19 protein-coding genes are annotated in these 22341 nt (G+C 59.2%); 8 read left to right on the forward strand and 11 right to left on the reverse strand.

The features are described from left to right. The first annotated feature begins 5 nt into the window (after positions 1–5). From K6T12_RS00470 to K6T12_RS00485, 4 genes are all read left to right on the forward strand, one after another. Positions 6–2000: an acetyl/propionyl/methylcrotonyl-CoA carboxylase subunit alpha gene (locus K6T12_RS00470; protein ID WP_222218361.1), complete on the forward strand. Its 1995-nt coding sequence runs from the start codon at positions 6–8 to the stop codon at positions 1998–2000. After that, positions 2000–2923, forward strand: a complete 924-nt coding sequence (locus K6T12_RS00475) for a hydroxymethylglutaryl-CoA lyase (protein ID WP_222218363.1) — start codon at positions 2000–2002, stop codon at positions 2921–2923. The genes K6T12_RS00470 and K6T12_RS00475 overlap by 1 nt, the downstream gene beginning before the upstream one ends. Positions 2924–3025: 102 nt before the next feature. Then, positions 3026–3607: a peroxidase-related enzyme gene (locus tag K6T12_RS00480; RefSeq protein ID WP_222218365.1), complete on the forward strand. Its 582-nt coding sequence runs from the start codon at positions 3026–3028 to the stop codon at positions 3605–3607. A 54-nt stretch (positions 3608–3661) separates the two neighbouring features. Continuing rightward, on the forward strand, positions 3662–5353 hold the full coding sequence (locus K6T12_RS00485; protein ID WP_222218367.1) for an AMP-binding protein: 1692 nt from the start codon (positions 3662–3664) through the stop codon (positions 5351–5353). Positions 5354–5473: 120 nt separating this feature from the next. On the opposite strand, the gene K6T12_RS00490 is transcribed toward K6T12_RS00485, so the two are convergent. From K6T12_RS00490 to K6T12_RS00500, 3 genes are read right to left on the reverse strand one after another with little or no spacing between them, the layout of a single operon-like run. Then, positions 5474–5947 (reverse strand): phosphate-starvation-inducible PsiE family protein, encoded by a 474-nt coding sequence (locus tag K6T12_RS00490; protein WP_222218368.1) that lies wholly within the window; start codon positions 5945–5947, stop codon positions 5474–5476. Between the two features lie 15 nt (positions 5948–5962). Next, positions 5963–6883, reverse strand: coding sequence for a universal stress protein (locus K6T12_RS00495; RefSeq protein WP_222218370.1), 921 nt, complete (start codon positions 6881–6883; stop codon positions 5963–5965). A gap of 25 nt (positions 6884–6908) precedes the next feature. Then, positions 6909–7841, reverse strand: coding sequence for a universal stress protein (locus tag K6T12_RS00500; RefSeq protein ID WP_222218372.1), 933 nt, complete (start codon positions 7839–7841; stop codon positions 6909–6911). 205 nt (positions 7842–8046) lie between these two features. Here K6T12_RS00500 and K6T12_RS00505 point away from each other — a divergent pair, with 205 nt between their 5' ends. Together K6T12_RS00505 and K6T12_RS00510 are read left to right on the forward strand one after the other, a co-directional pair. Then, positions 8047–10452: a Lon protease family protein gene (locus K6T12_RS00505; RefSeq protein ID WP_222218374.1), complete on the forward strand. Its 2406-nt coding sequence runs from the start codon at positions 8047–8049 to the stop codon at positions 10450–10452. A gap of 4 nt (positions 10453–10456) precedes the next feature. Next, positions 10457–11206, forward strand: coding sequence for a universal stress protein (locus K6T12_RS00510; RefSeq protein WP_222218376.1), 750 nt, complete (start codon positions 10457–10459; stop codon positions 11204–11206). A 38-nt stretch (positions 11207–11244) separates the two neighbouring features. Here the strand turns inward: K6T12_RS00510 and K6T12_RS00515 are convergent, their stop codons facing one another. The 5 genes from K6T12_RS00515 to K6T12_RS00535 form a co-directional block, all read right to left on the reverse strand. After that, the gene (locus tag K6T12_RS00515) at positions 11245–12252 is read right to left on the reverse strand and encodes a PA2778 family cysteine peptidase (RefSeq protein ID WP_222218377.1); all 1008 of its coding nucleotides are present in this window, start codon (positions 12250–12252) and stop codon (positions 11245–11247) included. Further along, positions 12249–12638, reverse strand: coding sequence for a DUF6627 family protein (locus tag K6T12_RS00520; RefSeq protein ID WP_222218380.1), 390 nt, complete (start codon positions 12636–12638; stop codon positions 12249–12251). Before K6T12_RS00520 ends, K6T12_RS00515 begins: the two co-directional genes overlap by 4 nt. A 152-nt stretch (positions 12639–12790) precedes the next feature. Next, a complete protein-coding gene (locus K6T12_RS00525) occupies positions 12791–15943 on the reverse strand; it encodes a hybrid sensor histidine kinase/response regulator (RefSeq protein ID WP_222218382.1) in 3153 nt (1050 codons plus the stop codon). A gap of 91 nt (positions 15944–16034) precedes the next feature. Next, on the reverse strand, positions 16035–16349 hold the full coding sequence (locus K6T12_RS00530; RefSeq protein ID WP_222218384.1) for a carboxymuconolactone decarboxylase family protein: 315 nt from the start codon (positions 16347–16349) through the stop codon (positions 16035–16037). Positions 16350–16521: 172 nt separating this feature from the next. After that, entirely contained in the window at positions 16522–17034 is a 513-nt protein-coding gene (locus K6T12_RS00535; RefSeq protein ID WP_222218386.1) for a MarR family winged helix-turn-helix transcriptional regulator, read from the reverse strand. A gap of 81 nt (positions 17035–17115) precedes the next feature. Here K6T12_RS00535 and K6T12_RS00540 point away from each other — a divergent pair, with 81 nt between their 5' ends. Together K6T12_RS00540 and K6T12_RS00545 are read left to right on the forward strand one after the other, a co-directional pair. Continuing rightward, entirely contained in the window at positions 17116–18054 is a 939-nt protein-coding gene (locus tag K6T12_RS00540) for a DMT family transporter (protein WP_222218388.1), read from the forward strand. A 66-nt stretch (positions 18055–18120) separates the two neighbouring features. Further along, entirely contained in the window at positions 18121–18735 is a 615-nt protein-coding gene (locus K6T12_RS00545) for a nitroreductase family protein (RefSeq protein ID WP_222218390.1), read from the forward strand. 179 nt (positions 18736–18914) lie between these two features. Here the strand turns inward: K6T12_RS00545 and clpX are convergent, their stop codons facing one another. From clpX to tig, 3 genes are all read right to left on the reverse strand, one after another. Further along, the gene (gene clpX, locus K6T12_RS00550) at positions 18915–20198 is read right to left on the reverse strand and encodes an ATP-dependent protease ATP-binding subunit ClpX (protein ID WP_222218392.1); all 1284 of its coding nucleotides are present in this window, start codon (positions 20196–20198) and stop codon (positions 18915–18917) included. 76 nt (positions 20199–20274) lie between these two features. After that, a complete protein-coding gene (gene clpP / locus K6T12_RS00555) occupies positions 20275–20889 on the reverse strand; it encodes an ATP-dependent Clp endopeptidase proteolytic subunit ClpP (protein WP_222218394.1) in 615 nt (204 codons plus the stop codon). 96 nt (positions 20890–20985) lie between these two features. Beyond that, complete coding sequence (gene tig, locus K6T12_RS00560) at positions 20986–22329, reverse strand: trigger factor (protein WP_222218396.1); 1344 nt, start codon at positions 22327–22329, stop codon at positions 20986–20988. Positions 22330–22341 lie beyond the last annotated feature (12 nt).

Genomic DNA, 22341 nt, shown 5'->3' on the forward strand with positions numbered 1-22341 from the left:
CCGCGATGTTTAACAAGATTCTGATCGCCAACCGTGGCGAGATTGCCTGCCGCGTTATCCAGACGGCCCACCGTCTGGGCATCAAGTGCGTCGCGGTCTACTCCGAGGCCGACCGCAATGCCCGCCATGTGGCGATGGCCGACGAAGCCTTCCTGCTGGGCCCGGCGCCGAGCAGCGAGAGCTACCTGCGCGCCGACAAGATCATCGAGATCTGTAAGCAGTCCGGCGCCCAGGCGGTGCACCCAGGCTACGGTTTCCTGTCCGAGAACACCGGCTTCGCCAAGGCCTGTGAGGACAACGGCATTGTGTTTATCGGCCCGCCGGCCTCCGCCATTGCGGCGATGGGCTCCAAATCCGCCGCTAAAGAGATTATGTCGCACGCCAACGTACCGCTGGTACCGGGCTATCACGGCGAAGACCAGACCCCCGCCCTGCTGAAGCAGGAAGCGGAAAAATGCGGCTTCCCGCTGCTGCTGAAAGCCGTCGCCGGCGGCGGCGGCAAGGGGATGCGGGTGGTCGAGTCGCTGAAAGAGTTCGACGAAGCACTGGTATCCGCCTGCCGCGAAGCCAAGAACGCCTTTGGCAACCCGGACATGCTGATCGAGAAGTACCTGACCCAGCCACGTCACGTGGAGATCCAGGTGTTCTGCGACCAGCAGGGCAATGGCGTCTACCTGGCCGAGCGCGACTGCTCGGTTCAGCGCCGCCACCAGAAGGTGATCGAAGAGGCGCCGGCGCCGGGCCTGTCGGACGCGACCCGCAAGGCGATGGGGGATGCGGCGGTGCGTGCCGCCCAGGCGATCGATTACGTCGGTGCCGGCACCGTCGAGTTCCTCTACGACGTCGATGGCTCGTTCTATTTCATGGAGATGAACACCCGCCTGCAGGTGGAGCACCCGGTCACCGAGATGATCACCGGCCAGGACCTGGTCGAGTGGCAGCTGCGCATCGCCGACGGCGAACCGCTGCCGCTGCAGCAGGATCAGATCCGGATCAGCGGCCACGCGCTGGAAGCCCGTATCTACGCCGAAGACCCGGACAACGACTTCCTGCCGGCCACCGGCACCCTGCGCTACCTGCGCACGCCGCAGGAGAACGCCCATGTGCGGGTCGACACCGGGGTGATCGAGGGCGACGAGGTCAGCGTCTACTACGACCCGATGATCGCCAAATTGATCGTCTGGGACGACAGCCGCGACCGTGCCATCGCCCGCATGGAGCAGGCACTGGAGGAGTACCGCATTGCCGGCCTGAAGACCAATACCCGCTTCCTGCGTAACCTGGCCGGAGCCCAGCCGTTCAAGAACCTGCAGCTGGACACCGGCTTTATCGACAAGCACCAGGCGCTGCTGTTCCCGCCATCGACGCTGGACCCGCTACAGTGCCTGGCGATGGCCGCCTGCTTCCTGCTGGAAAAACAGAAAGCGGTCCGCACCAGCAGCGGCGACCCCTACTCGCCGTTTGCCCGTGAGAACAGCTGGCGGCTGAATTCCAGCTACGCCCGGCCAATGAAACTGGCCGTGGGCGATCAGGTTCATGAGCTGCGCATCCTGGAACAGCAGGGCTGCTACCAGATCAGCATCGACGACGCCAGTTACCAGGTCAGCGGCCAGCTCAACGACGACGCCCTGCAACTGGTGATCAACGGCCACCGGTTGACCGTGCATGGTTTCCAGGACGGTGACGACCTGACCCTGTTCCACAACGGCGAGCAGTTCAGCTGCCGCCAGTACCGCGAGACTTTCGGCGAGCACGAGGATGCCGGCAAGGGTTCGCTGTCGGCACCGATGAACGGTGCCGTGGTGGCGGTCCTGGTTGAGGTCGGCCAGACTGTCAGCGAAGGGCAAACCCTGGTGGTGATGGAAGCGATGAAGATGGAGCACAGCATCCAGGCGCCGCATGACGGTGTGGTCGGCGAAATCTACTTCGCTGAGGGTGACCTGGTCGATGAAGGTGCCGAGCTGATCGCCGTGACCGCCAACGACGAGGAGGCTGCGTGATGATTACTCATCCGCACAGATTGCCGGAACGGGTTCGCATCGTCGAGGTGGGACCCCGTGACGGCCTGCAGAACGAGCCGGGGCCGATCATCCCGACCGAGACCAAGGTCGAGCTGATCAACCGGCTGGCCGACGCCGGCCTGAGCCATATCGAAGCGGCCAGCTTCGTATCGCCCAAGTGGGTGCCGCAGATGGGCGATGCCGCCGAGGTGATGGCGGCTATCCAACGCGTGCCGGGGGTAGCCTACGCCGCCCTGGCTCCCAACCTGAAAGGTTGCGAAGGCGCGGTGGCGGCCAAGGTCGACGAGGTGGCGGTGTTCAGTGCCGCCTCCGAGGCGTTCACCCGCAAGAACATCAACTGCTCGATTCGTGAAAGCCTGGAGCGGTTCGAACCGGTGATCCAACTGGCCCGCGAAAACGGCATCCGGGTGCGTGGCTACGTCTCCACGGTGATCGGCTGCCCCTATGCCGGCGATATCAACCCGGCCCAGGTGGCAGCAGTGGCCCGCGACCTGGTGCATATGGGCTGCTACGAGATCTCGCTGGGCGACACCATCGGCGTCGGCACGCCGCTGCGGGTCAAGAAGATGCTGGAAGCGGTTGAGCGCGAGGTGTCGATCGACAAACTGGCTGCTCACTTCCACGACACCTACGGCCAGGCGCTGGCCAACCTCTACGCGGTGATGGAGGAAGGACTGCACGTGATCGATAGCTCCACCGCCGGCCTGGGCGGCTGCCCCTATGCCAAGGGCGCATCCGGCAATGTCGCCACCGAGGACGTGGTCTACATGTTGAACGGCCTGGGCATCGAAAGCGGTGTCGACCTTAACAAGCTGGTGGCCACCGGCCACTGGATAACCGGCCAGCTCGGCCGTGGCAATGGATCGAAGGTCGCATTGGCAATGGGCTGCGCAGAAAGTTGAAATAGCTTATAAGTAATATCCCTAACACGGACGCAGCAGGTGCGCACCGGCGCCCTGCTCTGCCCCTCGACGATAAGAATAAGCAACACGAGGTAGTACAGGATGAAATCACAGCCGGAATATATCACCGCGCTGGACCTGCCGGTCCCGACGCGGGATCAGCTGCCGGAACAATTCCAGAAATACTTTGCCATCTGCGAAGAAAAGCTGGGCATGGTGCCCAACGTGCTGCGGGCCTATAGCCAGAACAGCGCCCAGCTTGACGTCTTTTCCCGCTTCTACAATGAACTGATGTTTGGCGACAGCGATCTCTCCGACCTTGAGAAAGAGATGATCGCGGTGGCGGTTTCCTCCAGCAACCGCTGCTATTACTGCCAGGTCGCCCACGGCGCCGCGGTACGCGAGTACTCCGGCGATCCGCAGCTGGGCGAGCTGATGGTGATGAACTACCGCGTCGCCGACCTCCCCGCGCGCCAGCGGGCGATGCTCGACTTCGCCGTCAAACTGACCGAAACCCCGGACCGAATCGAAGAAACCGACCGTCAGGCGCTGCGCGACGCCGGCTTCTCGGACCGGGATATCTGGGATATCGCCAATATCGCCGGCTTCTACAACATGACCAACCGGGTCGCCAGTGCGGTCGATATGCAACCGAATCCGGAATACCACAGCCACAGTCGCTGAGCATTCGTCAACGATTTACATAATAACGATGAGAGAACATGGGGCTATACAACGATGAGCAATCAACTTCCGAGCTATACCAGCGGCATCAGTGAAAAGCCGTTGATCGGCATGACCATCGGCGACAAGTTCGATGAGATCGCCAACCGTTACCCGGACAACGACGCGCTGGTGGTACGTCACCAGGGGATCCGCTGGAGCTACCGCGAACTGCAGCAGAAGGTCGACGAGGCGGCCCGCGCCTTCCTGGCGATCGGTGTCGAGCGCGGCGACCGGGTCGGCATCTGGGCACCGAACTGCGCCCAGTGGACCGTCACCCAGTTCGCCACCGCCAAGATCGGCGCGATTCTGGTCAATATCAACCCGGCCTACCGGTTGCATGAGCTGGAGTACGCACTGAACCAGTCGGAAGCCCGCTTCATCGTCACCGCCGACAGCTTCAAGAGCTCTCAGTACACCGAGATGCTGTTCGAGCTGGCGCCTGAATTGAAAGCCAGCGCCGAGGGTCAGCTGAAGTCGATGAAACTGCCGCACCTCAACGGGGTGATCAACCTGGCCGACGAGAAACACGCCGGCATGTGGCGCTGGGCCGATTTCATCGCCCTGGCCGACCAGATCGGTGCCGACGAGCTGGCCGATCTGCAAGCCACCCTGCAGTTCGACGACCCGATCAATATCCAGTACACCTCCGGCACCACCGGCTTCCCGAAAGGCGCCACCCTGTCGCACCACAACATCCTGAACAACGGTTTCTTCGTCGCCGAAAGCATGAAGTTCACCGACCAGGACCGGCTGGTGATCCCGGTGCCGCTGTACCACTGCTTCGGCATGGTGATGGGCAACCTGGGCTGCGTCACCCACGGCGCCACCATGATCTACCCGGATGAGGGCTTCGAACCGAAATCGGTGCTGGATGCTGTCGCCGAGGAACGTGCCACCGCAGTTTACGGCGTACCGACCATGTTCATCGCCGAACTGGACCACCCGGACTTTGCCGGCTACGACCTGTCCAGCCTGCGCACCGGCATCATGGCCGGCTCCATCTGCCCGGCCGAGGTGATGAAGGCGGTCAACGGCAAGATGCATATGGAAGAGGTGCAGATCGCCTACGGCATGACCGAAACCAGCCCGGTTTCCACCCAGACCGCCGCCGACGATCCGTTCGACAAGCGGGTCTCCACCGTCGGCCGCACCCAGCCGCACCTGGAAACCAAGATCGTCGACCCGGCCAACGGCCGGATCCTGCCGCGTGGCGAGATCGGCGAGCTGTGCACCCGTGGCTACAGCGTGATGCTGAAGTACTGGAACAACGAACAGGCCACCCGCGAGGCGATCGACGCTGCCGGCTGGATGCACACCGGCGACCTGGCGACCATGGATGAGCAGGGTTACATCCAGATCGTCGGCCGGATCAAGGATATGGTGATCCGCGGCGGCGAGAACGTCTATCCGAAGGAGATCGAAGAGTTCCTGTACAGCCACCCGTCGATCTCCGACGTGCAGGTGACCGGCGTACCGGACAAGAAGTACGGCGAGGAGTTGATCGCCTGGGTCAAGCTGGCGCCGGGCGCCGAAGCGGTCACCGATGACGACCTGCGCGCGTTCTGCAAGGGCAAGATCACCCACTTCAAGATCCCGCGCTACTTCAAGTTCGTCGACGAGTTCCCGATGACCGTCACCGGCAAGATTCAGAAGTTCAAGATGCGCGAAATCTCCATCGAAGAACTCGGCCTGGACGACATCTGACCGGCGTTATACGCAGCCCCCGGAGGTTCGCACCGGGGGCACTTTCCATTGGGCACGTCAGACTGTGGCAAGTAATGAAAGACACTCTCTTTGGCAGCAGGATAATATTACTAAACGAGTTTATTCATGCCCTTCGATTGAGGGTTTATCTTCAGTCTGTTTGCTGAAGTGATAACTGGGCAACTGCCTGACCAGCCAATAACCTATACTTAACCCAAACACCAAGGCAGCCAAACCATAAACTTCCTGTGGCTCAACGGCTTTCAAGTCCAATATAATTACTTTCCTAGAAACCGCCATAAGCGCCGTCGCCATCACAATTTTGACGTGAATCACATCATCCCTGAGATATATTGTTATATTAACAAAGATCTCAATGGCAATTAGGACTGCCATAAATGCACCAAAAGTGGCCAGCATATCATTCATGGTCAATATAAAAACCGGTGCAGAAATTAACTTTTGATATATTGTCCAACCGACATCCACCACCCCCATAACAATAACAAAAGTCATCAACAGAGCCAAAACCCGAACTGAAAAATGGATAACCACCTGAAGCTTTTCTATTAAGACACTTTTGGTTTGACTCATGACTCAAACCTAATATTAAGTAATTGGTGAAACAAACCCTTTCGGCTTTAATACTAGAACCGAGCTTTTTGACTCGTTTACAATACTTTCAGCAGAGTTACCAATAATAAGGCCCGGAATCCAGCTCCGCCCGATGGTGCCCAAAACCAGGCAATCAATCTTCTTCCGGTTCAAATAAGCCGGGATAACCTCCTTGGGTAAACCCTTAAGCTGGGTGAAGCTATAATCGTCCCCGGCAGCCAGCTCAATCAGATTTTCAATCTCCTGTTTGTGCGCCCGCTTATAGTTTTTTTCTATAGATTTCATTTCAGCATCCGATATTCGGCTCATTGAGAAATCATTCACCATCTCAACCATGGTCGTATCGTAGCAGGAAATAATGTTGACCTTTTGACCGAACAGACCACAGAGCTCATGCGCAGTCTGTAGAAGAGCCAGCGACATTATATTGGTAGAGGTTTCCTCCAATTCCAGTGGCTTTATGGCGACGGAGATAAGCGCCTCATCAAGCTTACGGCAGCCGGGCTGAAACATAAAAACCGCACAGGGGCACTTCCTTAGCATGCTCATATCGTCAGAAACAATATAAAACCCATTGTCGTTTCTCGAATATTCTTTAACCACCAGATCAAATCCATACTCAATGACCGACCTAACCACATCAACGAAGTTATGCTCGGATGAAATCACCTTGATCTCTGGCGTTAAACCGGACACCCCCGCTATCGCTGCTGCCTCTTGCAGCAACTGCTCAGAATACTGGTAAATACTGTCCTTCAGAACCTCCTGGTAACCGATCAGTTCGTCGTCAAGAGCAGAATAAGTGGCCAGCAAAGTCAGTTCCGCATCCATTTTTTCAGCCAACAGCAAGGCGTTGGCCAGCGCCTGTCTTTCGGTTCTGGTATGCGAAACGTTATAAAGAATATTTTTGAACATGATTCCCTACCCGTTTTGCTAACGGTCAGTAAGCCTTAATTGGCGAGACAAATCCCGGAGGCTTGATCGCCACAACCGAGCAGGAAAGTTGGTGGAGAATATTTTCAGCGGTATTGCCGATGAAGAAGCCCGGGATGCCGGTACGGGCTACGGTTCCCATAAACAGCAGATCGATCGCTTTCTCCTTGGTGTAATCCGGTATCAACTGCTCGGCCTTGCCATGCAGCTGCGTCAGGCTGTATTGAGAGGTGAATTGCGCTGTCTTGACAAGGGCTTCGACGATGGCACGGTGTTTTCTCTTCCGGGTCTGCGAATCGGCCTCTATATCCTCGTCGGTGATCCGGACGAACGCATTTTCCCGCGCGCCTTCAAGCTGTGATCGCCAGCAGGCAACGATATCGACCTCGACTGTCAGCTGCTTCGCCAGCCGGTCTGCATGTTGTAGCAGCGCGATCGAGAGATCGTAGCCACACTGCTCTTCGTATTCGGGGTCGATCGCCACGGCGATCTTGGGATGACTTGTCGGCGTGCCCGATGCGCCCTTGAGCAGCCATAATGGCTTGGGACATTTACGCAGCAAACTCATATCCAGCGCATCGTAGCCGACCGTCCGGCTGGAGGCTTCCGCCTGTTTGACGACCAGGTCGTATTTCTCACGCAGCACCTTCTGGACCAACAGGATGAAATCATGCCGACCGTGCACCACCTCGAACTCAGGCCGACAGGTCTGCGTGGGATGACTGCCGACCGCAGCCTGGTAGCAGCGCTCCAGTTTTGCGCGGATGGACTGGTCAAACCCGTCACTATACTTGAGCAACTCATCCGGAATCGGTGGAACCACCGCCAGCACACTAAGCTCGGCGATTGTATCTCCCATCAGATACAGCATCTCGCTGAGGTGAGCCGTTTCATCGCGCAATCCGTTGGTGGCGAACAAGACTTTGTTAAGCTTGGTCATCTTTCCTCTCCCGGGTGGCTAGCTCTCTTATGGCCGCGTCCCTACGCCTGCGCCATTTCCTTTAAAATAGCAGCTGGTAGCCAATTGATCACAACAACTGCAAGCGGTGCCCAGTGGACGGCCCGTAGTCGGTGCCTACCAGGCGATGGCATATATACTCAAGATTACTTTGAGAGTCCCCTGAGCCACGCAGGAGGCGTTCCTGATGGAGATCCAACCGCTCGAAGCCGGCCAGCTGTACCGCCGTTGCGACGAAACCACCCTGGGCTTTGAATCGACCGAAGAGCTGGAGGCGATCGATATTCCATTCGGTCAGCAGCGGGCCGAAGACGCGATCCGCTTCGCCATCGATATGCGCCACCCCGGTTACAACCTCTATGTCGCCGGTCCGGTCGGCATCGGCAAGCTGACCATGGTGCGCGATCTGCTCAGGCGGTACCCGTTCGAAGATGGCGCGGTATTCGACTGGTGCTATGTCAACAATTTCAAGCACCCCCGCAAACCGCAGGTATTGAAGCTGGAAAAAGGGATGGGCAGCAAATTGCGCCGGGATATGGATACCCTGTTGGAGCGCTTACTGGTGACCCTGCCAGCCACCTTTAAGAGCGAGGAATATCACCGCCGGATCAACGAGGTACAGGAGGAGTTCCAGGAGCGTGAGGAGGAGTTGTTCAGTAACCTGAGCAAGCGCGCCAAGGAGATGGAGTTGACGCTGATCCGTACCCCATCAGGCTACACCATCGCCCCGATCAAGGATGGAAAGCTGATCAGTTCGACGGAGTTCAACCGGCTGCCGGAATCGACCCAGCAACAGGTCAAAAAGAATATCGAGCAGATCAACGCCCAATTGAAAGAGAGCGTCCGCACCATCAACAGCTGGCAGGAGGAGGCGTTCCAGCGGGTCAAAACGCGGAACCAGGAGTTCGTCCAGCAGGCGGTGGAACCGGCCATCTCGGTATTGAAGGAGAGTTACCGCGATTATCCGAGCGTACTGCGCCATCTGGAGGCGGTGCATAGCGATATCGAGCAGAACGCCTGGGACTTTTTTACCGATACAAATGAAAAAACAGTCGAATCGGCACCGAAGAAATCCCGGCTTAGCCATTTCCACAAGTACCAGATCAACGTGCTGGTCGATAACAGCGATACGGCAACCACGCCACAGCTTTACCTTGATCACCCCACCCTGCAGAACCTGACCGGGCGCATCGAACATCAGTCCAGCATGGGTACCCTGACCACCGATTTCACGCTGATCCAGCCCGGCGCGCTGCACCAGGCCAACGGCGGCGTACTGATCATCGATGCGTTGCAGCTGCTGAGTAACGGCTTCAGCTGGGGCGCCCTGAAACGGGTGCTGCAGTCGGCCGAGATCCGGCTCGAATCGATCGAGCAGATCCTCAGCCTCTCCTCCACCACCACCCTGGAGCCTGAGCCGATTCCGGCCAACCTGAAGGTAGTGCTCTGCGGCGACCGGCTGCTCTACCACATGCTGAAAGCCTACGATCCCGCATTCGGCCTACTGTTCAAGGTTCAGGCGGACCTATCGGAAAGCGTCGACCGCACCGCCGAATCCTGCCAGCTGTACGCACGGCTACTGGCTGGCATCTGTCTGCAATCGAAGCTGCTGCCGCTGACCGCCGGCGGCGTCGCCCGGATCATCGAATTCAGCGCCCGACTGGTGGAGGACACCGACAAGCTGTCGCTGCACCGCGCCCAGCTGATCGACCTGGTGCACAAGGCGGAACACGAGGCGCGGCTCGAGCATAGCGAACGAATCGAGCGGCGCCATGTGGACGCGGCGCTGGAACGCTGGCTCTGGCACAGCAACCGCTATCAGCAGCTGCTGCAGGAGCAGATCGACAAGGGCACCCTGATGATCGCCACCAGCGGCAAGCAGGTGGCCCAGGTCAATGGCCTGTCGGTGATTCAGTTGGGTGACTTCATGTTCGGTCGACCGTCCCGGATAACCGCCACCGCCCGGCTCGGTCGCGGCAAGGTGGTCGATATCGAGCGGGAGAGTGAATTGGGTGGCACCCTGCACAGCAAGGCGGTAATGATCATCAGCGCACTGCTGGCATCGCGCTATGCCCGCCAGGCGCCACTGGCGCTGTCCGCGTCGCTGGTGTTCGAGCAGTCCTACGGGCCGATCGACGGCGACTCCGCCTCGGTGGCGGAGTTGCTGGCGTTGCTGTCGGCGATCACCCGGATTCCGCTGAAGCAGTCAATCGCGGTAACCGGCTCGTTGAACCAGTTGGGCCAGGTACAACCGATAGGCGGCGTCAACGAGAAGATCGAGGGCTATTTCGATATCTGCAAGGCCCGCGGCCTGGATGGCAGCCACGGCGTGGCGATCCCGGCCGGTAACGTGCGCCGCCTGATGCTGCGCAAGGAGGTGGTCGACGCCTGCGAGCAGGGCCAGTTCGCAATCTATCCGCTGAGTACCCTGAACGATGCCATCGCGCTGTTCACCGGCACTGTGGCCGGCGAACCCGACCCGGTCGGCAACTACCCTGAAGGCAGCTTCAATGCCAGTGTGCAGGAGCAGCTGTTGGAGTTCGGGAGCATTCAGCAGCGCTTGAACCAGCCCCCTGGGGCAGATAAGGATTAGTGCAATGGTACGCAAAGCCAAGATCAAGCGGGTGATGCTGGCGGTCGATATCAGCCACCCGGTGGAGGATGCCCTGGCGGCGGCGGCCGACCTGGCGCGGGCACAGGGCGCCGAACTGCACCTGGTGTTCGGGCTGGACGACCCGTTACAGCAGATCGCGGATTTGCCGTTCCTGCGCGAGGTATCATTCAGCTCCAGCCGTGAGCAGTTGTTGTCGGCTCAGCAGCTCGGCCGCAGCCGGCGTTCGCTGGAACGACGGTTGCGCCAGCTTTTCGAGCAGACCTTGCAGACCACACGATTACAGGGCTCGTTCGTGGTCTACAGCGGCCAGACCTGCCAACTGCTGAAGGAGTGCAGCGGCGGCGACGTGCTCTGGATCAGCCACAGCGCCTGGCTGACCCGGGTACCGGCCGCCAGCCCAACGCCCCGCCGGGATAGCCTCTATCTGCTGCACCGCAATTCCCGGGCCGGCAAGAACGCTTTAGCAGTGGCGCGCCACCTGCTGCAGCGGGGTTATCGTCGACTGGTGATCCTGAGCAGCGAGCAGGACGCCGACCGGTCGCTGGCCGAGTTCAATCACGGCCGGGTCGAGGTGGTCCAGTTGGCGCCCGGCCCGAACGGCTTGTTACAGCAGATCGAGCTACGGGCCAGCAATACTCTGCTGATCCCCGAAGACTATATTCAGGATCCGGAAACCGAAGCACTGGTCAGTGAGATCAGCCGTTCACGGATGGAGGTGTTGTTGATACGTTAGCTGCAAGCTGCAAGCTGCAAGCTGATAAATTAAAGCTCTTAAGGCGGGCAGCGGCGCAACCGCGGACAATCTTCAATTGACTGCTCAGATTCCACAATCCCATCCTTTCGCAGCTCGTCGAGGCTCTGCAATAGCAATGGACTTTCCGGCTGTCGACGCAGTCCGCAACGCAAAGCCTGCAGGACCTGTTGCCGGCAACCGGCGCCATCCAATGCATAGGCCAGATTGTTCCATAGCCTTGCATCGTCCGGGTGCACTGCCAGCGCCTGCTGGAAGGTGTCAACGGACTGCGAATAACGGCCGGATGCGTACTGCAGATTACCGAGTCCGAGCCAGGACAGCGGCTGCTCCGGCCAGCGGCGAACCGCCTGCCGGTAAGCAACGACAGCCGACTCAGGGTTGATCGGCTCTAATGCATTGACTGACTGTAGATAAGGCAGTGGCTGCGCACTGGCCGGCATTCGGGGCGGTGCCTGGACCACCAGCGCCCAGCGGCCGGCCCGGCGCCAGGTGTTATCGAAGGTATGTATCGGGATCAGTCGGCGCCTTTCCTCACCTGAACGCAGTATCATCATCCGTGCCGACAGGTCATAACCGACCACCACCGCATAATGCCATTGTGGCCACCAGTCGAAGCCGAGATTCTGCATCACCAGCACCGGATGGCCAGCGGCCAGTTCCGCCAGCAGTGCGTCCAGGTTGGCTTCCAGTTGATAGGCCAGCCGGCCATGTCGCCGGCTGGCCGCCAACAACTCGACCTGCAGACTGCCCCGCCTGCCAGGCAGGTAGACCTGTGGTTGCAGCTCGGTCGGGCCGACCTGCCGCAGGCCACTGTAGTTCAGCACCGTGGCCAGCGCCGCCGGGCCGCACTGGTAACGGGTCTGCGGGAAAAAGGGAACATCCGCCAACTCTACCGCTGGCGGCAAGTCCTGACGGGCGCTCCACTGCGCCGGCTTACCGGTCAACCCGCTACAACCGCCGAGCCCCCCCAAACAGAGCACCACCAGCAGCAACCGGGCAACAGTAGCCGACGCGGTTTCGGTCATCGATTGATCGGTTTGACGAAGGTAAACAGGTCGGTGGCACCCAGTGCATCAGTGACGATAAATACGATGAACAGCAGCACTGCCACGCCGATCACCCCCTGTCCTGCAGGCAACTGTTCCAATTGCTGATTCAGCATTGCCAGCTCAGCATCGGTCATGCTGTTGACGCGTGCCTGCGCCTGTTGCGGATCGACCCCGTAGGCTTCCAACTGGCTGCGCACCTGTTCCTTTTCCAGCATCGACAACAGTTCGGTACGATCCAATTGACGTGCTTCGGATTGCAGAGCCTGATCGGTGGCCAACATAGCGGCCTGGGTCATGGGAACCTGCAGTAGACTGAGCAGGCTAATCAGCAGGGTGGCGATCAATCGGCGGGTATTCATCATCGGGCGCTCCAGAGCTGGTATCAACGATTTTGTCAGTATAGGTTGCCGTCACCGAAGCGGCGGCAGCATATCGATACCACGCATGGTAGATGCCATTCAGTGAGCGCCGGCTGAACGATCGCAGCTGGACCGCGTAGCCGGCACACAGGACGCTATTGTGTAATCAAGGTATCTTCCTGAAGCAGACTCTCCCCCTCCCGCCGGGTCGCTTCCAGCGTCTCCTCACAGTTTTCCACCAGCTCGCCCACCCTGCTCGCCTCCCCGGCGTTGGCACTCTGTTCGATGCCGGCGAACAGTTCGGCGCAACCATTCAGTCCGATATTGATCGCACCGCCTTTCAAGCTATGGGCGTGATTGCCCACCGCAGCAAGATCCCCGTCATCCAGAGCCCGACTAAGTTTCGCCAGGATCGCGCTGGCTTCATCCATATAGAGGCTGAACAACTCCTGCCAGAGCGCTACTGGCAGCGCTTGCAGCCGGTTTTGGTCGATCAGCGCCTGCTCATTCACGACCGGTGCCGGCTCGCCAGACTCGCATGCCGGAACCGAATCAAGTGTCCGGTAAGCGGTCAGCAACGCCTCGCGCAGTTCACCTTCGGAGATCGGCTTGCTCAGGTAGGCGTTCATCCCCTGTGACAAGCAGTACTCCCGGTCGCCCTCCATCACGCTGGCGGTCACCGCGATAATATATGGTCGCTCAGTATCCAGCTTGCGCAAGTGACGGGTGGCTTCGTAGCCGTCCATTCCCGGCATCTGGGCGTCCATTAGAATCACATCGAAGCTCTGTTCACGACAGATATCCAGTACGGCACTGCCGGATTCGACCACCTGGGCACTATAGCCAAGATCAGCCAATAGCTGTGTCAGCAGCTTATGGTTGATCCGGTTATCTTCAGCGACCAGAATCTTCAGCGGATTATGCTCGGCGATCAGCGAGTCCGGTGCCGGCTCGACTTCTACCGCTAAATCAAGCGAAAGACTCGGTTCGCCTTCGCGCAGCACATTGACCAGCGCATTGTAAAGTGCCGAATTCCGCATCGGTTTGCGTAGCAGCTCTATCCTTGCCGGTATCGCCCTGGCGTCGATTGCATTCTCGGAGCAGAACATGACCAGCGGCAATTCCGGCTGGCCTGCCTGGCGAATCTGCCGCGCCAACTGAATGCCACCGCCCTCGGGCATCTCAGCATCCAGCACCGCCACATCATATCGATCCCCTTGTTTGATCGAGGCCAGCGCCTCGTGCCCCTGGCTGAAGGTGACCACCTTCAATCCCCAGGCGCGGGTGACCTGATGAAGAATATCCCGGTTGGTGGGATTATCATCCACTACCAATAAGCGCTTGCCGCGGAGCTCGACCAAGTTGGGTTTCAGATGACGCTTCGGCGTCCCCTCGGCCACCCTGACCGGCAGTTCGAAGCTGAACACCGCTCCCTGGCCCGGTTCGCTCTCGACACTGATCCGCCCCCCCATCAGCTCGACCAACCGGGCACTGATGCTCAAACCGAGGCCGGTACCACCAAACTGGCGGGTGCTGCTGCTTTGCGATTGATAAAACGCATCGAACAGCTTTGCCTGTTCCGCTTTAGAGATTCCGATACCACTGTCCCGTACCGAGAATCTCAGCCGGTGAGTGCCTTGCTCAACGCCCTGATGGGATACCTGAAGCAATACCTCACCGGCACTGGTGAACTTAATCGCGTTACTGACCAGGTTGGTCAGCACCTGTTTCAGACGAACGGCATCACACAGGATGAAAGCCGGTACCTCGGGAGCGATTCGATAGTTGAGCTCCAGCTTTTTCTCCAACGCCCGACCGCCGAACAGGGTGACGATCTGCTCCAGATAGCCGTTGAGTTCGACTGAACTGAGCTGAATCTCCACCCGGTTTGCTTCCAGTTTGGAAAAATCGAGAATGTCGTCGATCACTGTCATCAGGTGCTCGCCGCTGTCCTTGATTGACGCCGACAGATCACGTTGCTGTTCAGTCAGCGGAGTCCGCAACAGCAGATTGGTCATGCCCAGCACGCCGTTCATCGGGGTTCGGATTTCGTGGCTCATATTGGCCAGGAAGCGGCTCTTAACCGCGTTGGCCTCCTCAGCTTCCGCCCGGGCCCGTTCCGCTTCATCCCGTGCCACTTGCTGGGCGCGATTACTCTCGGCCAATGCGGCGGTGCGTTGTTCCACCCGTTGCTCCAGCTCCTGGTTCAGCCGTTGTTGCGCACGGTGACTATCCTGAAGGTTATCCATCATCTGGTTGAACACCCGAGCCAGCAAGCCCAGCTCATCTTTTCCCTGATAGCCGATACGCTGGCTATGATCGCCCTGCTGGATCAGCGAGACGGTATTGGTCAACCAGCTGATCGGGGCGGTAATCTGCCGCAATAGCAGCTCACTGAGCAGCCCGCCCACCGCGATCAACAGCAGCAACGTGGTGATCAACGAGTATCGAAGCTCGGCCAACGGGGCCAGCGCTTCACTGTTGTCGATCTTGACCACCAACCCCCAGTTCAGCTCATCGATGGAATGCGTTACCGCCAACACCAGCTCGCCACGGTAGTCCGGCACACCGGTCAGGAACTGCCGATGGCCATGCAGCGCCTGGTGCAGCAACGGGTCCGTTTTCGGCAGGCTGGTCAGCGGTGCCATCGTCACTTGCCGAGGAGGGGTAATCAGCTGTTGCAGCCTGCCATCGTGACGCACCAGCAGCGTCTCGCCGCTCTTCCCCATGCCGGCAGTTTCGCCCACCACCTTTAGCAGGTCACGGCTGTCGAATTCGACCAGCAACACCCCCTGCACCCTACCATCGAGCGTCAGCGGACCGGACATATGCTGCTGCAATTGACCGCTATCGGAAAGGTTCAGGTAATCGGCCCGGGGTTCGTTGCGGCCGTGTTTAAAGGCGGGCTCCGCTGCGATAATGTGCCCCAGGCGTTGCGGATCGGTGCTGGCGACGACCACCCCGTTCGGATCCGCCACATCCAGTCTTTTCAGCACTGGCAACGAGTTGAGGGCGTCACGCAGGATTCGATTCATCCGCTGCTGCGCATCCGGCGCCTGCTCGACGTTGAATTGCGCCAAGCTGATCCGCAGCTGGGTGCGGCTGCGGATCAGCGACAACCGCTCCAGGTTCTGCTCATTAAGCGCGCTCAGGCGCAGCTCCTGCAGCGTTGCTACCGATTCCAGATCGTCAAAGGTGTGCTGAATCAAACTCTGCCGTTGCTGGAAGTAGACTACGCTGCCGACCACCAACAGCGCGATGCTCAGAAACAGCAACAAACTCAGACTCAGCTTTCGTCGAATACTCATCTCAGATCCATCTGTATAGGTTCACTTTCCCTTTCGAAGCATACCCTGCATTCGATTAAGAGTATTGTTTGCCGACAAACTAGCAGCTCAGCTATTCGGCGAATACATCCTCGGCCCAGCTGAGCGCAGCCATTACCGATGGAAAACCAATGGTGCTGACCAGCAGCAACAGACAGTGGTAGATTTCGGCGGGATCGGCCCCCGCCGCCAGCGCTCGCCGGGTATGGCTGTGCACCGCACCTTCCGAGCGAGCTGCCGCCGCTGCTGCCAGCTGAATCAGCTGGGCACTCTTCTCATCCAGCGGCCCCGCGTGCCTGCTCGCCTTGCCGAGCGCTTCCAGTGCATCGAACAGTTCGGGGAACCGTTGTTGCGTGTTGCGATATTGTTCTGAGGGTTGGGTCGCCATATCAGCCTCCCTGATCACGCGCGTTGTGGTCTTCTAACCTTAGAACAGAAATCAGCACAGCCGCAGACAACACCCCTTACCTTAATACGACCAGTTGCTCGACCAAGGCTACAAATTATCGGGCTCCATGGCGCAAGCGGGCCGGAAAAACGCCGATGGGCGATACCGAATCTCAGTCGCCAGATGGTTCGAGCACTGCCAGCAGTTTCACCAGGCTCTCTTCCAGCGCTCGCAAGTCAGCCGCCTCGAGCGGCTCCAGAATCCGCCACTCGTTCGCCACATGGGCTTCCACTGCCCGCTCGATCAGCGCCAGCCCGCTGTCCGTCAATTGCACCAGCTTGCTGCGGGCATCATCCGGATTGGCCTTGCGCTCCACCAGGCCGCGGGCTTCAAGCCGTTGCAGGCGGTGGGTCATGGTGCCGGAGGTGATCATCAGTGTTGAAAACAGCGCTGTCGGGGCCAGGCAGTACGGTGCGCCCGAACGTCTCAGTGTTGCCAGCACATCAAACTCCCAGAAACTGATATCGAAGGCGGTAAAGGCCTCGTCCAACCGGCGGTCCATCAGCGCCGCACATCGCTTGAGACGCCCTATTGGCGCCATCGGGCTGACATCCAGGTCCGGTCGTTCCCGGTTCCATTGCTCGATGATCGTGTCAACCGCGTCACCTTTCCGTTCAAGGCTCATAATTTCCCCTTCCATTTTATCTTGAACTCAAGATTTCTATATGCCAGACTGAATTTATCTTGAACTAAAGACAATTGTATCATGAACAACAAACAAGGCTACTCAAACTGGACCGACCTACTGCTGACCGCGCTGGCGCCGATCATGTGGGGGTCAACCTATATCGTTACCACCGAGCTGCTGCCGCCGGACCGGCCGTTCACCGCCGCCCTGTTGCGCTGCCTGCCGGCCGGCATCCTGCTGGTATTGCTCAGCCGCCACCGCCTCGAACGGGGCGAGTGGGGGCGCCTGACGATCCTGGCGGGGCTTAATATAGGGTTTTTCCAGGCCCTGTTATTCGTCGCCGCCTACCGTCTGCCAGGCGGTCTGGCCGCGGTGGTCGGCGCAATCCAACCGCTGCTGGTGATGGGCCTGGCCTGGGCGATGGACGGACGCCGCCCGGCCTATATGGCGGTCGGCGCCGCGCTGCTCGGTGTAGTCGGTATGGCCGCGCTGCTGCTGTCGCCGGACTCCGTATGGGATCCGGTCGGTATCGTCGCGGCGCTGGTCGGCGCCGCCTGCATGGCCACCGGTACCTATCTGGCCCGGCGCTGGCAGACCCGGCTACCGCTCATGGCCTTCACCGGCTGGCAGCTGCTGGTTGGCGGGCTGATGCTACTCCCCGTGGCCTGGGCGATCGACCCGCCGCTGCCGGTATTGAACAGCACTCAGCTGCTGGGTTACGCCTACCTGTGCCTGTTCGGCGCACTGCTGGCCTACGCGCTCTGGTTCCGTGGTCTGGCCCGGCTGTCACCGGTGGCGGTCTCCTCGCTGGGACTGCTGAGCCCGCTGACAGCGGTCATTCTCGGCTGGGCACTGCTCGGCCAGACCATCACCGGCGTGGCACTGGTCGGCCTGATCGCCGTGCTGGCCAGCATCCTGGTGGTACAACGGGCCTCGGCAGCGACGCCCAAAGCGTCCGCTACCAGCCAGCCGCAGCCAACCACTGCCGGCGCCCTGAGCCGGGAACCAACACCCTGAAGTTATTCACTAGACCATCATCAAACGATTTATAGACGCAGATATTGCGATAAAAAGGAGCATCCCATGTCTGATATCAGATCCCTGATCGAATCCCGTGTATCAACCGGCCGTTACGACAGCGCACGTCCGCTGAGCGATGATCAGGTCGCCGAACTGGTCCAGCTGGCCACCCGGGCACCGTCCGCCTACAACATGCAGAACTGGAAGTTCATCGCAGTTCGCTCCGCCGACGCCAAACAGCGCCTGCAAGCCGTGTCCTACGGCCAATCTCAGGTGGTGGATGCCCCGGTTACCTTTATCATCTGCGGCACCCTGGCGGCCTACGAGGGGATGTCAAAGGTGCTGCAACCGTCAGTGGAGGCCGGTTTCATGGACCGTTCCATCGCCGCCGGCTGGGTCGAAGCGGTCACCGGCAGCCACCGGGACAATCCGCAGCTGCAGCGCGACGAGGCGTTCCGCTCCGCCTCACTGGCGGCGATGACCTTGATGCTGGCCGCCCAGGGGATGGGGCTGGCCAGCGGCGCGATGAGCGGCTTCGATGCGGCGGCGCTGGCACAGGAGTTCGGCCTGGCCGACAACGAAGTGCCGGTGATGCTGGTCACCGCCGGCTACCCGAAGCCGGGTAACTGGCCGCAGAAACCGCGCCGACCGCTAGAGGATGTGATGGAGGTTGCCTGATCACCTCCCGGAGTTTTCATCAATTATTTGTGCCGATAGTCAGCACGTGAGCACAAAAAGCGTGCCCACCCTACCGGGTTTAAAGCTGTTAACTCAAAACTGTTAACTAAAAACTAAAACAAAAAAGGGACAGCAGATGCTGTCCCTTTTTGGTGTTGGCTAAGCTGCAGGTACGGAGATCAGTCCTCCGGGGCAGCCTTGGCCTGTTCGGTGTTTTCGTAGATCAGCATCGGCTCGCTGTTGCCTTCAACCACGTTCTCGTCGATCACCACCTTGCTGACATTCTCCAGCGACGGCAGTTCGTACATGATATCCAGCAATGCCGCTTCCAGGATCGATCGCAGGCCACGCGCCCCGGTGCCGCGCTCGAGCGCCAGCTTGGCAACCGACGCCAGGGCCTCCTTGCGGAAGTCAACCTCGGCCCCCTCCATCTCGAACAGGGCCGCGTACTGCTTGGTCAACGAGTTCTTCGGCTCGGTCAGGATCTGGATCAGCGCCTCTTCATCCAGTTCGCCCAGTGTCGCCACCATCGGCAGACGACCGACGAATTCAGGAATCAGGCCGTACTTGACCAGATCTTCCGCTTCCACCTCGTGCAGGGCTTCGGTGATGCTCTTGCCCTCATCCTTACCCTTGACCACCGCACTGAATCCGATCGAGCTCTTCTCGGAACGGTCGCGGATGATCTGCTCGAGACCGGCAAAGGCGCCGCCACAGATGAACAGGATGTTGGAGGTATCGACCTGCAGGAACTCCTGCTGCGGATGCTTACGACCACCTTGCGGCGGTACCGAAGCCACCGTACCCTCGATCAGCTTCAGCAGTGCCTGCTGCACGCCTTCGCCGGACACGTCGCGGGTGATTGACGGGTTGTCGGACTTACGGGAGATCTTATCGATCTCGTCGATATAGACGATCCCCAACTGCGCCCGCTCGACATCGTAGTCGCACTTCTGCAGCAGTTTCTGGATGATGTTCTCGACATCCTCACCGACATAACCGGCTTCGGTCAGGGTGGTGGCATCGGCGATGGTGAACGGCACGTTCAGCATCCGCGCCAGGGTCTGTGCCAGCAGCGTCTTGCCGCTGCCGGTCGGGCCGATCAGCAGGATGTTACTCTTACCAAGCTCGACGCCGTTGGTCTTGCCCTGGGCCCGCAACCGCTTGTAGTGGTTGTAGACCGCCACCGCCAGAACCTTCTTGGCGGCCTCCTGGCCGATTACATAATCGTCCAGGGTGGTCTTGATCTCGGCCGGGGTCGGCAGACGATCGGAGGGCTCCTCCGGCTCGGCGTCCTGCACCTCTTCACGGATGATATCGTTGCAGAGATCGACACACTCATCGCAAATGAACACGGATGGGCCCGCAATCAGCTTACGTACCTCGTCCTGGCTTTTGCCGCAAAACGAACAGTACAGCAGCTTGCCGTCGTCGCCACTTTTACTGTTGATATCGTCGGACATTCGACTACCTCGTGCGTGAAAAACCTACTTCTTATTCTAGAACCAAAACTTTCGCATCGATTTCCGTGCAGAAAGCTTAAGACCCGATGCGATTGTGCAGCACCTGATCGATCAGACCGTAGTCTTTTGCCGCTTCCGGACCCATGAAGTTATCACGATCGGTATCACGCGCAATAGTCTCGAAGTCCTGGCCGGTGTGTTCCGCCAACAAGCGATTCAGCTTCTCGCGAATGCTCAGGATCTCCTTGGTATGAATCTCGATATCGGTCGCCTGGCCCTGGTAGCCGCCCAGCGGCTGGTGAATCATCACCCGCGAGTTCGGCAGCGCGAAACGCTTGCCGGTGGCGCCGCCCGCCAGCAGGAAAGCCCCCATGCTGGCTGCCTGGCCGATGCACATGGTGCTGACGTCCGGCTTGATGAACTGCATGGTGTCGTAGATCGACATGCCGGCAGTCACTGAACCGCCCGGCGAGTTGATGTACAGGTGGATATCTTTATCCGGGTTCTCGGCTTCCAGGAACAGCAGCTGAGCCACCACCAGGTTGGCCATGTGATCTTCGACCGGACCGACCATAAAGATAACCCGCTCTTTTAGCAGTCGGGAGTAGATATCGTAGGAACGCTCGCCGCGGGCGGTCTGCTCGACCACCATCGGTACCAGCGCGCTGTTGTAGATCTCAGAACCTGTCATATCTCCCTTCTCCTTCTCTATAAAGCGAAAACGACAGCCAGCGAAGCTGACTGTCGTTTTCCATACGCATCAAGACTTGCTCGAGAGCGGCAGAACTTAGGCGTCTTCGCCTTCTGCGCTCTCTTCAGCAGTTTCCTGCTGTGCCGGCTTGATGGCTTCTTCGTAGCTGACTTCTTCTTCTGAGACTTTAGCAGAAGCGAGCAGCTGATCAACCACCTGATCTTCCAGCACCAGGTTCTCGATCTGGGACAGCATCTCCTTGTTGCCGTAGTACCAATCGATGACCTGCTGCGGTTCCTGGTAGGTTTCCGCCATCTCTTCGACGGTGCTGCGCACGCGATCTTCGTCAACCTTGATCTCGTTGGCCTTGATCACTTCCTGGATCAGCAGACCGACAGTAACGCGACGCTTAGCCTGCTCTTCGAACATCTCTTTCGGCAGCATGTTCGGGTCCAGATCGGCGTTCGGACCGGCAAACTGCTGAATCGCCTGACGACGCAGGTTGTCGATTTCGCCATCAACCAGCGCGCTCGGTACGTCGATCTCGTTGATCTCAACCAGTTTGCCGAACACCTGATCTTTCAGCTTCATCTTCAGAGACTGGGCCAGCTCGCGCTCCATGTTCTTGCGCACTTCAGCCTTGAAGCCGTCCAGGGTGTTCTCTTCGATACCGAACTTCTCGAAAAAGGCTTCGTCCAGCTCCGGCAGCACCTGAGCTTCAACGGCGTTGACCTTCACTTTGAAAGTCGCCGGCTTGCCTTTCAGGTTTTCAGCGTGGTACTCCTCCGGGAAGGCCACGTTCAGCTCGACCTCGGCACCGGCTTCCGCGCCAACCAGGCCATCTTCAAAGCCCGGGATCATGGTGCCGGAGCCCAGTACCAGCTCCATGTTCTCACCTTTACCGCCGTCGAACGCTTCGCCGTCGATGAAACCTTCGAAGTCGATCTTCACACGATCGCCTTCGGCAGCCGCACGGTCAGCCGCTTCCCAACCCGCCTGCTGCTTGCGCAGGGTTTCGATCATCTGGTCGAGATCAGCGTCCTGAACTTCAGCTTTCAGCTTGGTGATTTCAGCGCTGGAGTAATCCGCCAGCTCAACCTGCGGGTAAACCTCGAAGGTTGCCACGAACTGGAAGTCTTCACCTTCCTTGTCGTTCTTGAACTCGATGCTCGGGCCACCGGCCGGCATCAGCTCTTCCTGCTGCAGTGCTTCGTAGAAGGATTCCTGAACCACTTGGCCCAGAACCTCTTCGCGGATACCCGGACCGTAACGGCGCTTGATCACTTTGACCGGCACCTTACCCGGACGGAAACCATCGATACGAGCAGTACGCGCAGTCTGCTGGATACGGGAGTTAACGTCCTGGTCGACACGTTCTGCCGGTACAGTCACCGTCATCTGACGCTCAAGGCCGGAAGTCGTTTCAACGGAAACTTGCATGGAATTCCTCAC

The organism is Marinobacterium arenosum (assembly GCF_019795155.1).
Taxonomy (GTDB): domain Bacteria; phylum Pseudomonadota; class Gammaproteobacteria; order Pseudomonadales; family Balneatricaceae; genus Marinobacterium_C; species Marinobacterium_C arenosum.

Excerpts from the sequence above, each read along its gene's own strand:
- K6T12_RS00535 (WP_222218386.1), bottom strand. The coding sequence starts at position 17,034 with ATGAGCCTTGAACGGAAAGGTGACGCGGTTGACACGATCATCGAGCAA.
- K6T12_RS00475 (WP_222218363.1), top strand. The coding sequence starts at position 2,000 with ATGATTACTCATCCGCACAGATTGCCGGAACGGGTTCGCATCGTCGAG.
- K6T12_RS00480 (WP_222218365.1), top strand. The coding sequence starts at position 3,026 with ATGAAATCACAGCCGGAATATATCACCGCGCTGGACCTGCCGGTCCCG.
- K6T12_RS00490 (WP_222218368.1), bottom strand. The coding sequence starts at position 5,947 with ATGAGTCAAACCAAAAGTGTCTTAATAGAAAAGCTTCAGGTGGTTATC.
- K6T12_RS00510 (WP_222218376.1), top strand. The coding sequence starts at position 10,457 with ATGGTACGCAAAGCCAAGATCAAGCGGGTGATGCTGGCGGTCGATATC.
- K6T12_RS00540 (WP_222218388.1), top strand. The coding sequence starts at position 17,116 with ATGAACAACAAACAAGGCTACTCAAACTGGACCGACCTACTGCTGACC.
- K6T12_RS00515 (WP_222218377.1), bottom strand. The coding sequence starts at position 12,252 with ATGACCGAAACCGCGTCGGCTACTGTTGCCCGGTTGCTGCTGGTGGTG.
- clpX (WP_222218392.1), bottom strand. The coding sequence starts at position 20,198 with ATGTCCGACGATATCAACAGTAAAAGTGGCGACGACGGCAAGCTGCTG.
- K6T12_RS00545 (WP_222218390.1), top strand. The coding sequence starts at position 18,121 with ATGTCTGATATCAGATCCCTGATCGAATCCCGTGTATCAACCGGCCGT.
- tig (WP_222218396.1), bottom strand. The coding sequence starts at position 22,329 with ATGCAAGTTTCCGTTGAAACGACTTCCGGCCTTGAGCGTCAGATGACG.
- K6T12_RS00505 (WP_222218374.1), top strand. The coding sequence starts at position 8,047 with ATGGAGATCCAACCGCTCGAAGCCGGCCAGCTGTACCGCCGTTGCGAC.
- K6T12_RS00485 (WP_222218367.1), top strand. The coding sequence starts at position 3,662 with ATGAGCAATCAACTTCCGAGCTATACCAGCGGCATCAGTGAAAAGCCG.
- K6T12_RS00500 (WP_222218372.1), bottom strand. The coding sequence starts at position 7,841 with ATGACCAAGCTTAACAAAGTCTTGTTCGCCACCAACGGATTGCGCGAT.
- K6T12_RS00525 (WP_222218382.1), bottom strand. The coding sequence starts at position 15,943 with ATGAGTATTCGACGAAAGCTGAGTCTGAGTTTGTTGCTGTTTCTGAGC.
- K6T12_RS00520 (WP_222218380.1), bottom strand. The coding sequence starts at position 12,638 with ATGATGAATACCCGCCGATTGATCGCCACCCTGCTGATTAGCCTGCTC.
- clpP (WP_222218394.1), bottom strand. The coding sequence starts at position 20,889 with ATGACAGGTTCTGAGATCTACAACAGCGCGCTGGTACCGATGGTGGTC.
- K6T12_RS00530 (WP_222218384.1), bottom strand. The coding sequence starts at position 16,349 with ATGGCGACCCAACCCTCAGAACAATATCGCAACACGCAACAACGGTTC.
- K6T12_RS00470 (WP_222218361.1), top strand. The coding sequence starts at position 6 with ATGTTTAACAAGATTCTGATCGCCAACCGTGGCGAGATTGCCTGCCGC.
- K6T12_RS00495 (WP_222218370.1), bottom strand. The coding sequence starts at position 6,883 with ATGTTCAAAAATATTCTTTATAACGTTTCGCATACCAGAACCGAAAGA.